The following is a 14,400-nucleotide window of genomic DNA, read 5'->3' as shown; positions in this document are numbered from 1 at the left end:
TGGGCAGGGGGGCATGGACCACGCGCGGCGCGGCGAGGCGGTTGATGGACGGTTTTTGTCGGGATTGTCAACAGATTCCCGAGTGAACTAGTTGGATAACCAGACCGTCCGGTCGGCCCGTGGTCCGCGTGCCACAGTCAGGGCCATGCGGACAGGACGGGCCGGGGCGGCTGTGCCCCCGCCGCCACAGGGATGCAGCCACCGCCCGGCGGCCCCGCGCCCATGTCTGTTTCCGCAGGCCGAGTGTCGCAATTCAGCCAAGTTGGCGCGCGGCGGGGATTAGGGTGGCGGGAACGCCGCTATCGGGAATCCCGCGCCATGACCCAGATCCACCAGATGACCTCTGCCGCCCTCTCGACCGCCGATCTGATCGCGGCGCGCAGGCCCGGTCATGCGCTGCCGCGCGATCTGTATTGCGGCGAACAGGCCTATCGCGACGATCTGGACCAGATCTGGTATCGTGAATGGCTGTTCGCGGGCCCCAGCTGCGAATTGCCGAAAACCGGCAGCTATCTGACGATGCAGGTCGGCGACTATCCGGTCATCGTCACACGCGGCGCCGACGGGCGCATCCGGGCGTTTCACAATGTCTGCCGTCATCGCGGCCAGCGGCTGTGCGCGTCGGCGAACGGGACCAATCCGAAACTGGTCTGCCCCTATCACCAATGGACCTATGATCTGGACGGCAAGCTGCTGTTCGCCCGCGATATGGGCGCCGGTTTCGACCCGTCGAAATACAGCCTCAAGCCGGTGCATTGCATCGATCTTAAGGGGATGGTGTTCATCTGTCTGGCGCAGATCCCGCCCGCCATCAACGAGCTGGCGGGGCAGCTGATGCGCTATGCCGCGCCCTCGGGGCTGGCGGATGCCAAGGTGGCCTTCAGCTCGACCATCATCGAGAAGGGCAACTGGAAGCTGGTGATGGAGAACAACCGCGAATGCTATCATTGCGGCGGCTCGCACCCCTCGCTGTGCCGGACCTATTCCGACGATCCGCTGATGACGGTGATGGAGGGTCCGAATGCCGCCAGCCCCGAGATTCTGGCCCATTGGGCGCGCTGCGACGCGGCGGGGCTGCCGTCGCGCTTTGTCAATGCGCCCGACATGCAATGGCGCATGGCCCGCGTGCCGCTGATGGATGATCAGGAAAGCTTCACCCTGTCGGGCAAGGCCGCCGTGGCGCGCCGCATGGGCGAGATGCCGTGGAATGACGCGGGCAGCCTGATGTTTTACCACTTCCCCTCGACCTGGAACCATTTCCTGCCCGATCATGCGATCGTCTTCCGCATCCTGCCGGTCAGCCCGATGGAAACGCAGGTCACGACCAACTGGCTGGTCCACAAGGACGCCGTCGAAGGCGTGGATTACGATCTGGAAACCCTGACCCGCGTCTGGCTGAACACCAATGACGAGGATCGTCAGGTGGTCGAGGAAAATCAGGCCGGCATCCTGTCGCCCGCCTATGAGCCCGGCCCCTATTCCCCCAGCCAGGAGGCCGGGGTGATCCATCTGATCGACTGGTATTGCGGGCTGATGGGATCGCGGCTGGCACAGCGGATGGCGGCCGAATAGATGGCCCGCCCCCGCCAGAACTGGACGACCGAACCGTGGTCGGATGACGAGCCGCTGGAATGCGTCATGGTCGTCCCCGAGACGCGCGACACCTATAGCTTCATCTTTCGGGCGCCGTCGGGGGCGTGGTTCGATTACCAGCCGGGGCAATTCGTGACGCTGGACCTGCCGGTCGATCCCGCCAAGGGACCGGGGGGCAATGTCCAGCGGACCTATACGATCAGCTCATCACCGTCGCGGCCCCTGTCGATTTCGGTCACGGTCAAGGCGCAGGCGGCGTCGATCGGGACGCGCTGGATGCTGGATCATCTGCGTCCGGGAATGCGGATCAGGGCCTATGGGCCGAACGGCATCTTCAGCTTTCATCGCCATCCGGCGTCGAAATATCTGTTCATCTCGGCGGGGTCGGGGATCACGCCGATGATGTCGATGACCACCTGGGCCTGGGACCGGGCGCTGGATACCGATATCGTCTTCGTCCATGCCGCCCAACGCCCGTCCGACATCATCTTTCGCGACCAGCTGGAACATTACGTCGCCCGCGTGCCGGGATTGCAACTGCGCCTGACGGTCGAACAGCCCGAGCCGTTCCGCGTCTGGCACGGCTATCAGGGTCGCCTGAACAGCCTGATGCTGGGCCTGATGGCCCCGGACTATCTGGAGCGCGAGGTGTTCTGCTGCGGCCCCGAGCCCTTCATGCAGGCGGTGCGCGAGATGCTGATCTCGCTTGGCTATGACATGGAGCGGTATCATCAGGAAAGTTTCGGCGCCCCCGTCGCCAGCGAGGCCGAGGCACCGGTCATCGAGGATGTCTCGCCCGACGAGGATGCCCGCGCGCAGGTGGTCTTTACCGTAAGCGGCGTGACGGCGGCCTGCGCGGAAACCGACACGGTGCTGGCGGTGGCGAAACGCGCGGGCCTGAACATTCCGTCGGGCTGCACCTTCGGACTGTGCGGCACCTGCAAGATCCGCAAGACCGCCGGAGAGGTGCATATGGTTCATAACGGCGGCATCAGCGACGAGGATATCGCGGAAGGCTGGATTCTGGCCTGCTGTTCGAACCCGATGGGCCGGATCGCGGTCGAGGTCTGATACCTCTGCGGGTCGGGCGGCCATCCCGTCCGGGCCGATGTGCAGCCGGCCCGACAGGTCTTACCGGGGCCGAAGGCCGTCCAGAAACACCTCCAGCAACAGACCGGCGCGCGAGGCGTCGGCACCGGGGCCATAGCTGAGGCTCAGCAGCACCCGCATCAGATCATCCGCCGTGACCTCGGCGCGGATCTGTCCCGCCGCAAGGGCGCGGTCGCGCAGGCCCCCGATGGCGGCGGCCATCCGGCCGGATTGGGTGGTGAAGAACGGCGCCTCTTTGTCCAGCACCGGGGCAAGGGCCGAGACCATGCCCTTTTTCGTGGCCATCATCTGCAAGGCGGCCTTCATCCAGACGGCAAGATCGTCCTTGCGGGCCAGCGTCTCCAGTTCCTCGACCTCGCGGGCATAGACGGCCTGAAACAGCGCCTCGCGCGTCGGGAAATGGCGATAGAGGGTGCCGATGCCCAGACCGGCATGGCGGGCCACGGCGTCAAGACTGGCGCCGTCGGTGCGGAACACCTCTCGTGCGGCGGTCAGCAGACGGTCGCGGTTGCGGGCCTGATCGGCGCGCGGCTTGCGTGCCTTTGGCGTCTCGTCGCCCATTCGCGGCCCACCCTTCCGGTCGTCCTTGCAAAACGGAGGATGCCTCCGTATAGTTTCATCCATGGCCGCTTCCGGCCCGGCTTCCCGATCAGCTTATCGCCAACGAGGGAAAGATGACACATACTCTGAACCTGACCATCAATGGAACCGCCCGGGCGATCGCCCTGGACGATGCGCGCGCGACGCTGCTGGACGTGCTGCGCGACGGGATCGGGCTGACCGGCACCAAGAAGGGCTGCGATCGCGGCCAATGCGGCGCCTGCACCGTGCTGATCGACGGACGGCGCATGAATGCCTGTCTGGCGCTGGCGCTGTCTTGCGACGGGGCCAGCATCACCACGGTCGAGGGACTTGCAAAGGGCGACGATCTGCACCCCGTTCAGGCGGCCTTCATCCGCCATGACGGCTTTCAATGCGGCTATTGCACGCCGGGCCAGATCATGTCGGCGGTCGCGCTGATCGCCGAAGCCGAGGCCGGGCTGGACCCCGAACGGGTCCGCGAGGGGATGAGCGGCAATCTGTGCCGCTGCGCCGCCTATGCCGGGATCACCGAGGCCGTGCTGGACGCCACCCGGACCCTGACCGCGAAAGGAGAGGCGGCATGAACCCGTTCGATTACACCCGCGCCGACGGCCTGGATGCGGCGATCGACGCGGCGACAGATCGGGGGGGTGCCCTGCTGGCGGGCGGCACCAATCTGCTGGACCTGATGAAGATCGGTGTCGCGACCCCGTCCCGGCTGATCGACATCACGCGTCTGCCCCTGCGCGAAATCGAGGATCTTGACGGCGGCCTGCGCATCGGCGCGATGGTCGGCAATGCCGATCTGGCCCGGCACCCGCTGGTGCTGGCCCGCTTTCCCGCGGTGGCCGAGGCGCTGTTGTCGGGCGCCTCGCCCCAACTGCGCAATGCGGCCAGCACCGGCGGCAACATCATGCAATCCACAAGATGCAGCTATTTTCAGGATCCACTGTCGCCCTGTAGCCGGCGCGAGCCCGGGTCGCGGTGTTCGGCCATCGGCGGCGTGACCCGCAACCATGCCGTGCTGGGCTGGACGCCCGCCTGCATCGCCACGCATCCGTCCGATCTGTGCGTGGCGCTGGCAGCCTTTGACGCGGTGGTCGACATCGCGGGCCCCACCGGCCCGCGCGCGGTGCCGATGGCAGATTTCCATCCGCTGCCCGACGCCACCGGCATGCCGCCCGCGCTGGCTGCGGGCGAGGTGATCACCCATATCCGCCTGCCCGATCCCGGGGGGATGGCGCGCCACGCCCGCTATGTGAAGCTGCGGGAACGGACGTCTTTTGCCTTTGCCATCGTCTCGGCTGCGGCGGGGGTCGAGGTCGTGGAGGGCCGGATCGTCGCCGCCCGCCTTGCGCTTGGCGGCGTCGCCGCCCGCCCGTGGCGCGCGCATCAGGCCGAGGCGGCCCTGATCGGCCAGCCCCCCACCGAAAGCGCCTTTGTCCATGCCGCCGATCTGGCCCTGCGCGATGCGGTGCCCTCGGGCGACAATGCCGCCAAGATCGTGCTGGCCAGCCGCATTGCCGTCCGTGCCCTGATGCGCGCCGCGGCGGGAACCCCCGACCGGCTGCCCGCGCTGCCTGCTTCCGTCTTCGAAGGAGATGACCATGGCTGACCCGATGACCATCAACCAGCACGTCCGCCTTGGATCGAATGCCGGGCAGCCGATGACCCGGCGCGACGGGATGCTGAAGGTGACGGGGCAGGCGCCCTATGCCGCCGATCGCCGTCCCGCAGGGCTGCTGCATGCCGTCGCCGCCAGCGCGGGCATCGCGCGCGGCAGGGTGGTGCATCTGGATACCGCCGCCGCCATGGCCCATCCCGGCGTGATCAGGGTCTATACCCCCGCGAACTGCCCGCCGCTGGCGGTGCATCCCGACACCAAGATCCACGGCTTTGCCTGGCGGACCGAGGCCTTGCAGGACGACACCGTCCGCTATGCGGGCCAGCCCATCGCGCTGGTCGTGGCCGAAACGCTGGAGGCCGCGACCGAGGGCGCGCGCCTGCTGGCCCCGCAATACGAGGTTTTGCCGCCGCGCATCGGTCTGGACGGCGACACCCCCTATGACCCAGAAACCGTCAGCATCGGGCGCCCGCCTTCGCTGAGCGTCGGCGATCTGGACGCCGCGCGCAAAGGCGCCACCCGGCATCAGACGACGGTGGTCGAGACCGCCGCCCAGTATCACAACGCGCTGGAACCCCATGCCATCACCGCTGAATGGTTCAGGGATGGCGGTGCCCGCGACCGGGTCGAGATCGACACGCCCAATCAGGCCATCGGATTGGCCAAGCAAAGCTTCGCCGCCTATCTGGGCATCGAGCCGGACCGGATCGTGATCCGCAGCCCGTTTCTGGGCGGCGGCTTCGGGTCCAAGGCGATCCTGTTCGGGGCTCAGTTGCTGGTGGTGCTGGCGGCCCGGGATCTGGACCGCCCCGTCAAGCTGGCCCTGCGCCGCGACCAGATGTACGGCCCGGTCGGCCACCGCCCCGCGACCCGTCAGACCCTGCAGCTGGATCTGGACGATCAGGGCCGGATCATGGCGTTGGATCACCACACGCTGGCCGTTGCCTCGACCTTCGATGATTTTATCGAAAGCGCCTCGAACGCGTCGCACAGCGTCTATGCCACGACGGCCCTGCACACGACCCACAGCGCGGTGCGCAGCGATACCGGCACGCCCGGCCCGATGCGCGCCCCCGGCGAGGCGCCCGGATCGGCCGCGCTGGAGGTGGCGATCGATCAGGCGGCCCATGCGATGGGCATGGACCCGCTGGCCTTTCGCCTGCTGAACTATGCCGAGACCGACCCGTCCACCGGCATGGCGTTTTCATCGAAGGCGCTGCGCGAATGCTATGCGCAGGCGGCAGAGCGGTTCGGATGGGCGGATCGCCCCCTGCAGCCGCGTGCGATGCGGCAGGGGCGGCTGCTGAAGGGCTGGGGCATGGGCACGGCGCAATTTCCCTGCCCGATGTTTCAGGCCGCGGCCCATGCGACGCTGCGCGCCGATGGCAGCGCCGTGGTGGAGACCTCGGCTGCCGATATGGGGCAGGGGGCCTGGACCGCGCTGGCGCAGATCGCCGCCGACGGTCTGGGCATCGACGTGGACCGGCTGGAATTCCGGTCCGGCCATTCCGACCTGCCGGATGCGGGCATTGCCGGGGGGTCGGGCCATACGGCCACGGCGGGGACGGCGCTGTTCAACGCAGGCGCCGATACGGTACGGCAACTGGCCCAGATTGCGACCGCCGATCCGGCCTCGCCCCTGTTCGGGGCGGGCAATGCGGGCGTGACCGCGCGGGGGGGCCGACTGTATCGCAACGACGATGACAGCCGCCACGAGGCGTATGAGGATATTCTGGCCCGCGCCGGGCTGGACCTGCTGCGCGGCGAGGGCAAGGGCGGCCGCGAGGGCGAACCGCAACGCGCCATGTTCTCGCATGGCGGGGTCTTTGCCGAGGTGCTGGTCGATCCCGATCTGGGCCAGATCCGCGTCAGCCGGCTGGTCGGTGCCTTTGCCGCCGGTCGCATCGTGAACCCGCACCTGGCCCGCAGTCAGCTTTTGGGCGGAATGATCTGGGGCATCGGCTTTGCCCTGCAGGAAGAGGCGATCCACGACCCCCGCACCGGTCGTTTCACCAACAACGATCTGGCCGGATACCACATCCCGGTGAATGCTGATGTCCCATCGATCGAGGCGCTGATGGTTCACGAGGACGACCCCCATGTGAACGCCCTTGGGATCAAGGGCGTCGGCGAACTGGGCGTCACCGGCACCGTCGGCGCCATCGCCAATGCCGTCTGGCATGCGACCGGGGTGCGACCCGTTCGCTTTCCCATCCACCCCGAAACCCTGATCTGAGACCATGCCCGGCGGCCACGCTGCCGGACGCGGCTGACCCCCAGCCCATCAGAAGGCCATGATCGGGGGCGGTGATTTGCGGGCCAAGAGCCGACGGCTCGATCCTTGACCGGCCGCCGTCGGGACGCGGCGCCACGGGTGCCGATGCAGCCCGGCGACGCGAAAGGCGCCTTTGATCCCGTTCAGAAAGCGGGATGGCCGGGCCGTTCGGCAAGGACCGGCCAGACGCCCTTTCCCCCGCTGACGGCGGTGGTATGATGTCACCAACGTCCGCCAGTCGGATCGGCCTCGGCAAGATCCCTGACGCCGAACCGCCACGCAACAGGAAAGGACGCCATGACACGCAAGCCGCAGCCTCACATGTCGGCGGATCGGGTGCCACCGGATCACACGCCGCCTGTCCTGAAAAGCGAGACCCGCCAGAGCAGCTGGCGCCGCGCGAACCTGCCCAAATACAGCGCCCATCTGGCGGTGCAGCGCGCGCTTGGGTCGGGCCAGCTGCAAAAGCAGCCCTGCGAGGTGTGCGGGGCCAGCACCGTCGATGCGCATCACGACCGCTATGACCAGCCGCTGAACGTGCGGTGGCTGTGCCGGACCCACCATGTCAAGCTGCACCATTACGGCGAGGATATGTTTCCGGTCCGGGGGGCGTCGGGGCAGACGCGGTGATCGGGCGCGGTGGCAGCCGCGCCTGTGGCCCTACATCCGCAGCTTGGCTGCAAGGCTTTGGATATCGGGCCCCGAGACCCTTGGAACGATCCGATAGGCGGCGTTCACAAAGCAGAAGATCGCGAAACCCAGAAGCCCAAGACAGACGCAGATGACCAGGATCTGGCCGTAGACCTGTTCCGACAGCCAGGAAAAAGCCTCGCCCGTGCCACCGGCCTCTTGCGGATTGGCGCGCCATGCGGCGAACAGGAACAGCAGGCCCACCACGCCGACCACGATCCCATGCGCGATCAGCCCCCCTTTCAGCACCGGGTTCCATCGGGTGGTGAATCGGTTGGCCTGCAGGTGCTTGCGATAGTCGTTCGTCCAGCCCTGCCGCATGTAATGCGCCCCGGCCGCGATGATCAGCAAGGCAACCGCGCCGACGATCCACCGGCCCGCGGGCCATGCCATGATCGTGCCGATATGACGCGGAATGCTGGACCCTTCGCCGCCATCGCTGTCGCCGAACAAAAGCGAAAAGACCGTCACGCCGATACCGACATGAATGGCCCCGGTGACCAGCATTCCGATGCGGGCGATGATCCCCTTGGCGTCATTGCCGTAATCCTCCAGATCGAAGGCGGCATCCAGCACGCGCCACACAGCATAGGCGATCATGCCCAGCAGGATGACGAACAGGATGGTGCCACCGCCCCAGCTGCTTTCCAGCCAGCCAAAGGCGGATGAGCTGTCCTGTGCCTGTCCCCCCCGCCAGATCGAAAAGAGCGAGATGCCCGCGACGGCCAGATAGACCAGCCCCTTGCCGATATAGCCTGCCCGCATCAGCGGGATCGCCCAACTCAGTTTGCTGTCGCTCATGGTGCTTGTACGCCTTGTTCTGGTGACCCGACCCTACTGCAGGTCGGGCAAGCGGCGTCAAGCGATCTGTGCCCGCGCCGGGCATCGATGGCCGGAACGCGGCCACCCGCATCGCGGCGGTTGCGGGCGGGCCGGGCGTCGGTGGGCGGGCGTTCACCCGCGCAGCAGGGGATGGAACCGGTCGGGCCCGTGGCATGCCAGCCTGCGGGCCAGACCCACTGTGCAGGCGCCTTGATCCGGCTCATCGGGCATGATGCCTTGTCTTTCGGAAATGCCGATATTGTGGGCGTGCATGGCAAGTTCCATCCGGCTGTGGACATTCAGCTTGCGGAAGATATTGGTCAGGTAATGCTTGATCGTCTTTTCGCTGAGGCCAAGCGTTCGACCGATCTCTTTGTTGCAGCAGCCGCGACGGATCAGGACATAGATTTCGCCTTCGCGCTTGCTCAGCTTGCTGGCATCGGCTTCGGCCCCGACATCCGGCAGAAGCCCTATCGAGGACAGGATGCGCGCCGCCAGATCGGGGTTGATATGCCGGATTCCGTCGATCAGCCGGTTCAGAACCTGACACAGTTCGTCCCCGCTGATCCCCTTCAACACATAGCCCGCCGCTCCAAGGCGCATGGCGTCCAGCACGTCCTGCGGCTGTTCCGAGATCGTCAGCACCAGAATGCGGGTCCGGGGCCAGCCGCGCATGATGTCGCGGATGGCGGTGATGCCAGAACCGGGAATGCCAAGATCGAGGATCACGATATCGGGCGCATCGCGGCGCACCAGCGCGACCGCATCGGCAGCCGTATGCCCGCACCCTATGACGCGAAAGCCGCTGAACCCCGCGATAAGCTGCATCAACCCCTCGCAGACGATGGGATGATCATCGATGACGGCCACGCTGATGTCAGGCATGATGAACCTCTGTCGGATTGGTGTCGAAACTGGCGCGAATTTCCATGCGCTGGTCCGGCTGGTCCTGAACCCGGAACGTGCCGCCAAGACGTTCGACGCGGTGGCGCAGATTGCGCAGACCCATCGGCTGGCGCGACGGATCGCGCGGCGCGTCCTGCCGCTGATCGCTGTCATTGCTGACCGCGACGACCAGACGGCCTCGTTCCATCTGCAGCCGCACCTGCTGGCCCTGTCCCCCGGCATGCTTGAAGGCGTTGTGCAGCCCCTCTTGCACAAGGCGGCAGATCGCGACCTTGACGGGCAGGCCGGGTTCGGGAAGATCGTCGTCCATCAGGACAAGGACGGGCGTGGCGGTCCGTCGGCTGTGCGCCTCCACGATCGTGGCGACCGCGCGGGCCAGCGGCAACTGGGGCAGCGGCGTCTGGCTGGTCCCGCTGAGCAGGGCCTGAACCTCGCTCATCGCCTCTTCCAGGATCAGCCGGACGGACTGGCTGCTGTCGTCCGGCGTGGGCGCCAGAGGCTCGGCAGGCTTCATGCGCAGCAGCGCGACGGTCAGCAACTGGCCGATGCCATCATGAATATCCGCGTTGATCTGGCGCAGCTGGGCCTTTTGTTCCTCTTGTCGGCGCCGGGCATCCTGCTGGATCTGCGCCTGCGTTTGCTTGTTGCGCTCGACCAGCCGGACCAGATCGGCCATCCCGGCGGACAGATCGCGGCGCTGCTGCACGATGACGGCGTCGCTGTGGCGCAGGATCACCAGCAGGACGGCGACGAACATCGCACCGACGACGGCGATCATCATCCATGTCTGCCAGCGCGCCCGGACCAGCGCGTCCGAGGCGACTGCGGCATTCTGGTAATATTCGGCGACGGCGACGACCCGGTCCGACGCATGACGCCGGATAGGGACATAGACCTCGAACATCCGGGGATCCGTCATGGCGTCCGACAGGTCCGTCTCGGCATGAAAGGCGCTGCCGATGCTGACCGAGATCTCTCCGGCCAGCGCGGTGCCCAGCTCGGGGCTGACCGGAAAGACCGCGCCGGTCAGGCCGGGACGCGACGCATAGAGGATCGTTCCCTTGGCATTCCAGATCTTCATTTCGGAAATGCCCAGAGAGGCCGCGCTGTCCTGAAAATAGCTGTCGATGATCGCCAGCAATTCGGGCGACAGGGGGTCGGCGGCCAGCTCCCCGGCATGCCGGTTCAACATCGCCTCCAGCACCGTCGTGGCGCGGTGGCCGACCTCGGTTTCGACCATGTGCTGCAACCGGGACGCGGTCCCCAGGCCCAGAAGGGCCAGCCCCAGAATGATGATCAGCGCATAGCTGGACAGAGGGCGCCGCAACAGCCCAAGGCTCTGCCAGCCTGTTCGGGGCGACGGGTCGGGCAACAGGACGGGGATGTCAGACGTCTTGGTCAACGCGTCCTCCACCAGTCGCGCGATATTCAGTCCGAAGTATTGGCAATTCTAACAGAACGCAGGGCGTTCACATAGACGTTATTAGGGCCGAATCGGTCTTAGCCCCCGAAAGTCAATGATATTTCGGCCAGTCATCGACCGACGCGCTGTCAAGCGATCAATCCAAAGTTGATCCTACTTTATAAGATTCATTTAAAAGAGGATCGCGCATCCCGACTGGCCCGCCCGCCGATTCGCCGGTCCAACCGTCCGATGGCGACCAAAGTCGCCAGTCATGGCGACCCAACGCCGTATGGGAAACGGCCCGTCCAGGCGTAACCTGACCCTGTCGACCGTCGCCTGTCAGAGGTGGCGGGACATGTATCTAGTCAATGGCTAGCGTCCACACGATCCGCCACTGGCCCCCGATGCCGGAGGTCGTGCTGTCATGCGCCAGCCTCTGGTCACGTCAGGAGAGACGACAATGGCAACGAGTTTTCACGTCAACGCGCATGACCTGAGCTTTATCCTGAAGCAGATCGAACTGTCTGAGTTGCAGGCCTCGACGCCGGGGATGACGACCGTGGAGGCGATTCAGGCGGTCTATGGTGTAAGCGCCGCCGATGCCGCGCTGATGCCGGTGGGCCTGCGGACCGTGGACGGCAGCGACAACAGCCTTTTGCCCGGCACGGAAGGACATGGGGCAGGTGAGACGCTGTTTCCGCGTCTGCTGGACCCGATCTATTCGAACGAGAATGACGAGGCCGCCTTTCTGGGCGTCACGAACACCAATTACGGCAACAGCGGCAATGTCGTGGACAGTGATCCGCGCACCATCTCGAATCTGATCGTGGATCAGACGCCGGCGAATGTGGCGGCGATCTATGCGGCGCTGAAAGCGATCGGGACCACGGGGGTGGATGCGAATGCCGCCGTTGCGGCGATCAGTTCGGCCTATCAGGCGACGCAGAATGCGAATGGTGCCAATGCCGCCGTGATGGCCGCCGAAAGCGTCCGCACGACCGCGACGGCAGAGCATGGCGCCGCTGTCACGGCCCTTAATCTGGCCGGGGTCAGTCTGGCGCATTACACCGCATCCGGCCCGCTTGCGGCGACGGCGGCGAGTGCCGCCGAGGCGGCCGCGACGGCGATGGCGCAACTGGTCGCAGATCTGGCGGACGGCATCGACCCGACGGGATCCTATGCCGCAGCCGTGGCGGCAGCGGAGGCCGCGAAAGAGGCGGCGGATGCGGTGTCGACGGCGCTGGCCGGTGATGCCATGCCATCCGTGTTGGCGATGGCCGATGCTGCACAGCAATTGCTGAATGCGCTGGACGCCGCGAATGGCGTCACCCTGATCGATGACGGTGATCTGGTCCCGTTGCAAGACGCCGCACTGGCCTATCAGGCGGTGACGGAACCCGGGGGCCTTGCCGCCGACAGCGTCGCGGCGGTCGAGGCCGCGCGGGTCGCGGCACAGGCGCAGGTCGATGCCGCCGAAACGGTGCGCGACGCCGCGCAGGTCGAACTGACCGAGGCTCAGGCCGACTATGACGCGGCGGTGATACAGGCCAACACCGCGGGCACGCCTGCCCAGACCGCGGCCTTTCTGGCCGAAACGCTGGAGGATTACGGCCTGACCACCGGCGCCGAGGGCGGGCTGGTGATCGACCACCTGTCACCCGATGTCGGGCTGACGGCACCTTTCAACAGCTTCATGACCATCTTTGGCCAGTTCTTCGACCATGGTCTGGACCTGGTGAACAAGGGCGGCAACGGCACCGTCTTTATTCCTTTGCAGGCCGACGACCCGTTGATCGCCGGAGCCGATCAGGTCTTTGGCACCGCCGACGATCTGCCCAGCCAGCTGCGCTTCATGGCGCTGACCCGCGCCACGCCGGTGCTGGACGATGACGGAATCGAACAGCATGTGAATGCCACGACCTCGTTCGTCGATCAGAACCAGACCTATACCTCGCATGCCTCGCATCAGGTCTTTCTGCGAGAGCAGGTGCGCATGGAGGTGGATGGCGTCACCCGCGCCTATTCGACCGGGCATCTGCTGGATGGCACGACCGCGACCGGATCGCTGGATGGGGCGGTGGGCAACTGGGCCGATGTCAAGGCACAGGCGCTGACGGTGCTGGGCATCCGGCTGGTGGACATGGATGTCCACCGGGTGCCGCTGCTGGCGACCGACGCCTATGGCAACCTGATCACCGGGCCGAACGGCTATGCGCAGATGGTCATGGCACCCGATGCCACCCACCCGGAACCGTGGCTGCGCGAAGGCACGGCTGCCGGGATCACCACGCAGGGCAGTCTGGCGGCGGGTCCGGCCTTTCTGGTCGATATCGCCCATCACGCGGCCCCGGGCGGCAGCATGACCCCCGACGCCGACAGCGTGACCGGCGACGACAACAACGCCGCGACCTATGACAACGAGATGCTGGACCTGCATATCGTCTCGGGGGACGGGCGCGGGAACGAGAACATCGCCCTGCAGTCGCTGCACTCGATCTTCCATTCCGAACACAACCGCATGGTCGAGGACAACAAGCACACCATCCTTGACACGAACGACGTGGCCTTCATCAATGAATGGCTGCTGGTGCCGCTGGCCGAAGGGACGAACATTTCCGGCGTGGACCCCACCGATCTGTTGTGGAACGGCGAGCGGCTGTTTCAGGCAGCGCGCTTTACCACCGAGATGCAGTACCAGCATATGGTGTTCGAGGAATTCGCCCGCCGCATCCAGCCGGGGATCGATCCCTTCGTCTTTACCAACTCGGCCGATATCGATCCCTCGATCGTGGCCGAATTCGCGCATGCGATCTATCGCTTTGGTCATTCGATGCTGACTGATACCGTGGACCGGCTGGACGCTTCGCTGCTGCCGGTGAACGGTGACGCGGACCAGATGTCGCTGATCGAGGCGTTCCTGAACCCCGAGGCGTTCACTGCCACCGGCACCTCGATGGACGATGTGCAGGCGGCCTTCATCCGGGGCCTGACCTCGGACGTGGGCAGCGAGATCGACGAATTCGTCGTGCCGGCGCTGCGCAGCAATCTGCTGGGCCTGCCGCTGGACCTTGCGGCGCTGAACATCGCGCGGGCCCGTGAAACCGGCGTGCCGTCCCTGAACGAGACGCGCGCCCAGCTTTACAACGATTTCGGCCTGCCCGATCTGAAACCCTATGCCAGCTGGGCCGAATTCACCCAATACCTCAAGAACCCGTTCTCGGTCGCGAATTTCATTGCGGCCTATGGCAACCACGCATCCATCACCTCGGCCACGACGCTGGCCGACAAACGCGAGGCGGCCAGCCTGCTGCTGTTTGGTGACGGCAGCAACGGCGATGGCGTGACCATCCGCGGCGTGACCTATACCAACGAGGAACGGCTGAATTTTCTCAA

The 14,400-nt window shown here is 66.0% G+C and carries 11 protein-coding genes; 7 read left to right on the top strand and 4 right to left on the bottom strand.

Annotated elements, in window-relative coordinates; translation table 11 throughout:
- Positions 1-318: 318 nt before the first annotated feature.
- Positions 319-1,572, top strand: coding sequence for an aromatic ring-hydroxylating oxygenase subunit alpha (locus tag EG885_RS19440; protein ID WP_242679756.1), 1,254 nt, complete (start codon positions 319-321; stop codon positions 1,570-1,572).
- A complete protein-coding gene (locus EG885_RS19435) occupies positions 1,573-2,664 on the top strand; it encodes an FAD-binding oxidoreductase (protein ID WP_131577937.1) in 1,092 nt (363 codons plus the stop codon).
- A 60-nt stretch (positions 2,665-2,724) separates the two neighbouring features.
- Here EG885_RS19435 and EG885_RS19430 read toward each other — a convergent pair whose 3' ends face one another.
- Complete coding sequence (locus EG885_RS19430) at positions 2,725-3,264, bottom strand: TetR/AcrR family transcriptional regulator (RefSeq protein WP_131577935.1); 540 nt, start codon at positions 3,262-3,264, stop codon at positions 2,725-2,727.
- 113 nt (positions 3,265-3,377) lie between these two features.
- Between EG885_RS19430 and EG885_RS19425 the strand changes: the two genes are divergently transcribed.
- From EG885_RS19425 to EG885_RS19410, 4 genes are all read left to right on the top strand, one after another.
- Positions 3,378-3,869, top strand: a complete 492-nt coding sequence (locus EG885_RS19425) for a (2Fe-2S)-binding protein (protein WP_131577934.1) — start codon at positions 3,378-3,380, stop codon at positions 3,867-3,869.
- Positions 3,866-4,900: an FAD binding domain-containing protein gene (locus EG885_RS19420; protein WP_131577932.1), complete on the top strand. Its 1,035-nt coding sequence runs from the start codon at positions 3,866-3,868 to the stop codon at positions 4,898-4,900. The genes EG885_RS19425 and EG885_RS19420 overlap by 4 nt, the downstream gene beginning before the upstream one ends.
- Positions 4,893-7,145, top strand: a complete 2,253-nt coding sequence (locus EG885_RS19415) for a xanthine dehydrogenase family protein molybdopterin-binding subunit (RefSeq protein WP_131577930.1) — start codon at positions 4,893-4,895, stop codon at positions 7,143-7,145. Before EG885_RS19420 ends, EG885_RS19415 begins: the two co-directional genes overlap by 8 nt.
- Before the next feature lie 336 nt (positions 7,146-7,481).
- Positions 7,482-7,814 carry a hypothetical protein gene (locus EG885_RS19410; protein WP_207392340.1) on the top strand — a complete coding sequence of 111 codons (333 nt, stop codon included), beginning with the start codon at positions 7,482-7,484 and terminating at the stop codon, positions 7,812-7,814.
- Positions 7,815-7,844: 30 nt separating this feature from the next.
- Here the strand turns inward: EG885_RS19410 and EG885_RS19405 are convergent, their stop codons facing one another.
- The 3 genes from EG885_RS19405 to EG885_RS22860 all read right to left on the bottom strand — a co-directional run bounded on the left by EG885_RS19405 (position 7,845) and on the right by EG885_RS22860 (position 11,004).
- Complete coding sequence (locus tag EG885_RS19405) at positions 7,845-8,675, bottom strand: DUF1206 domain-containing protein (protein WP_131577928.1); 831 nt, start codon at positions 8,673-8,675, stop codon at positions 7,845-7,847.
- 153 nt (positions 8,676-8,828) lie between these two features.
- Positions 8,829-9,581: a response regulator gene (locus EG885_RS19400; RefSeq protein WP_165571221.1), complete on the bottom strand. Its 753-nt coding sequence runs from the start codon at positions 9,579-9,581 to the stop codon at positions 8,829-8,831.
- Entirely contained in the window at positions 9,574-11,004 is a 1,431-nt protein-coding gene (locus EG885_RS22860; protein WP_165571220.1) for a sensor histidine kinase, read from the bottom strand. The genes EG885_RS19400 and EG885_RS22860 overlap by 8 nt, the downstream gene beginning before the upstream one ends.
- Before the next feature lie 427 nt (positions 11,005-11,431).
- On the opposite strand from EG885_RS22860, the gene EG885_RS19395 reads away from it, so the two are divergent.
- Positions 11,432-14,400, top strand: a 2,969-nt coding sequence (locus EG885_RS19395) for a peroxidase family protein (RefSeq protein WP_278248496.1), incomplete at its 3' end; no start/stop codon positions are given.

The organism is Paracoccus nototheniae, from assembly GCF_004335005.1.
GTDB classification, from domain to species: Bacteria; Pseudomonadota; Alphaproteobacteria; order Rhodobacterales; family Rhodobacteraceae; genus Paracoccus; species Paracoccus nototheniae.
This window is presented reverse-complemented; position numbering and strand designations above follow the sequence as displayed.

Coding starts and splice junctions, on each gene's coding strand:
- EG885_RS19440 (WP_242679756.1), top strand. CDS start 319: ATGACCCAGATCCACCAGATGACCTCTGCCGCCCTCTCGACCGCCGAT.
- EG885_RS19435 (WP_131577937.1), top strand. CDS start 1,573: ATGGCCCGCCCCCGCCAGAACTGGACGACCGAACCGTGGTCGGATGAC.
- EG885_RS19430 (WP_131577935.1), bottom strand. CDS start 3,264: ATGGGCGACGAGACGCCAAAGGCACGCAAGCCGCGCGCCGATCAGGCC.
- EG885_RS19425 (WP_131577934.1), top strand. CDS start 3,378: ATGACACATACTCTGAACCTGACCATCAATGGAACCGCCCGGGCGATC.
- EG885_RS19420 (WP_131577932.1), top strand. CDS start 3,866: ATGAACCCGTTCGATTACACCCGCGCCGACGGCCTGGATGCGGCGATC.
- EG885_RS19415 (WP_131577930.1), top strand. CDS start 4,893: ATGGCTGACCCGATGACCATCAACCAGCACGTCCGCCTTGGATCGAAT.
- EG885_RS19410 (WP_207392340.1), top strand. CDS start 7,482: ATGACACGCAAGCCGCAGCCTCACATGTCGGCGGATCGGGTGCCACCG.
- EG885_RS19405 (WP_131577928.1), bottom strand. CDS start 8,675: ATGAGCGACAGCAAACTGAGTTGGGCGATCCCGCTGATGCGGGCAGGC.
- EG885_RS19400 (WP_165571221.1), bottom strand. CDS start 9,581: ATGCCTGACATCAGCGTGGCCGTCATCGATGATCATCCCATCGTCTGC.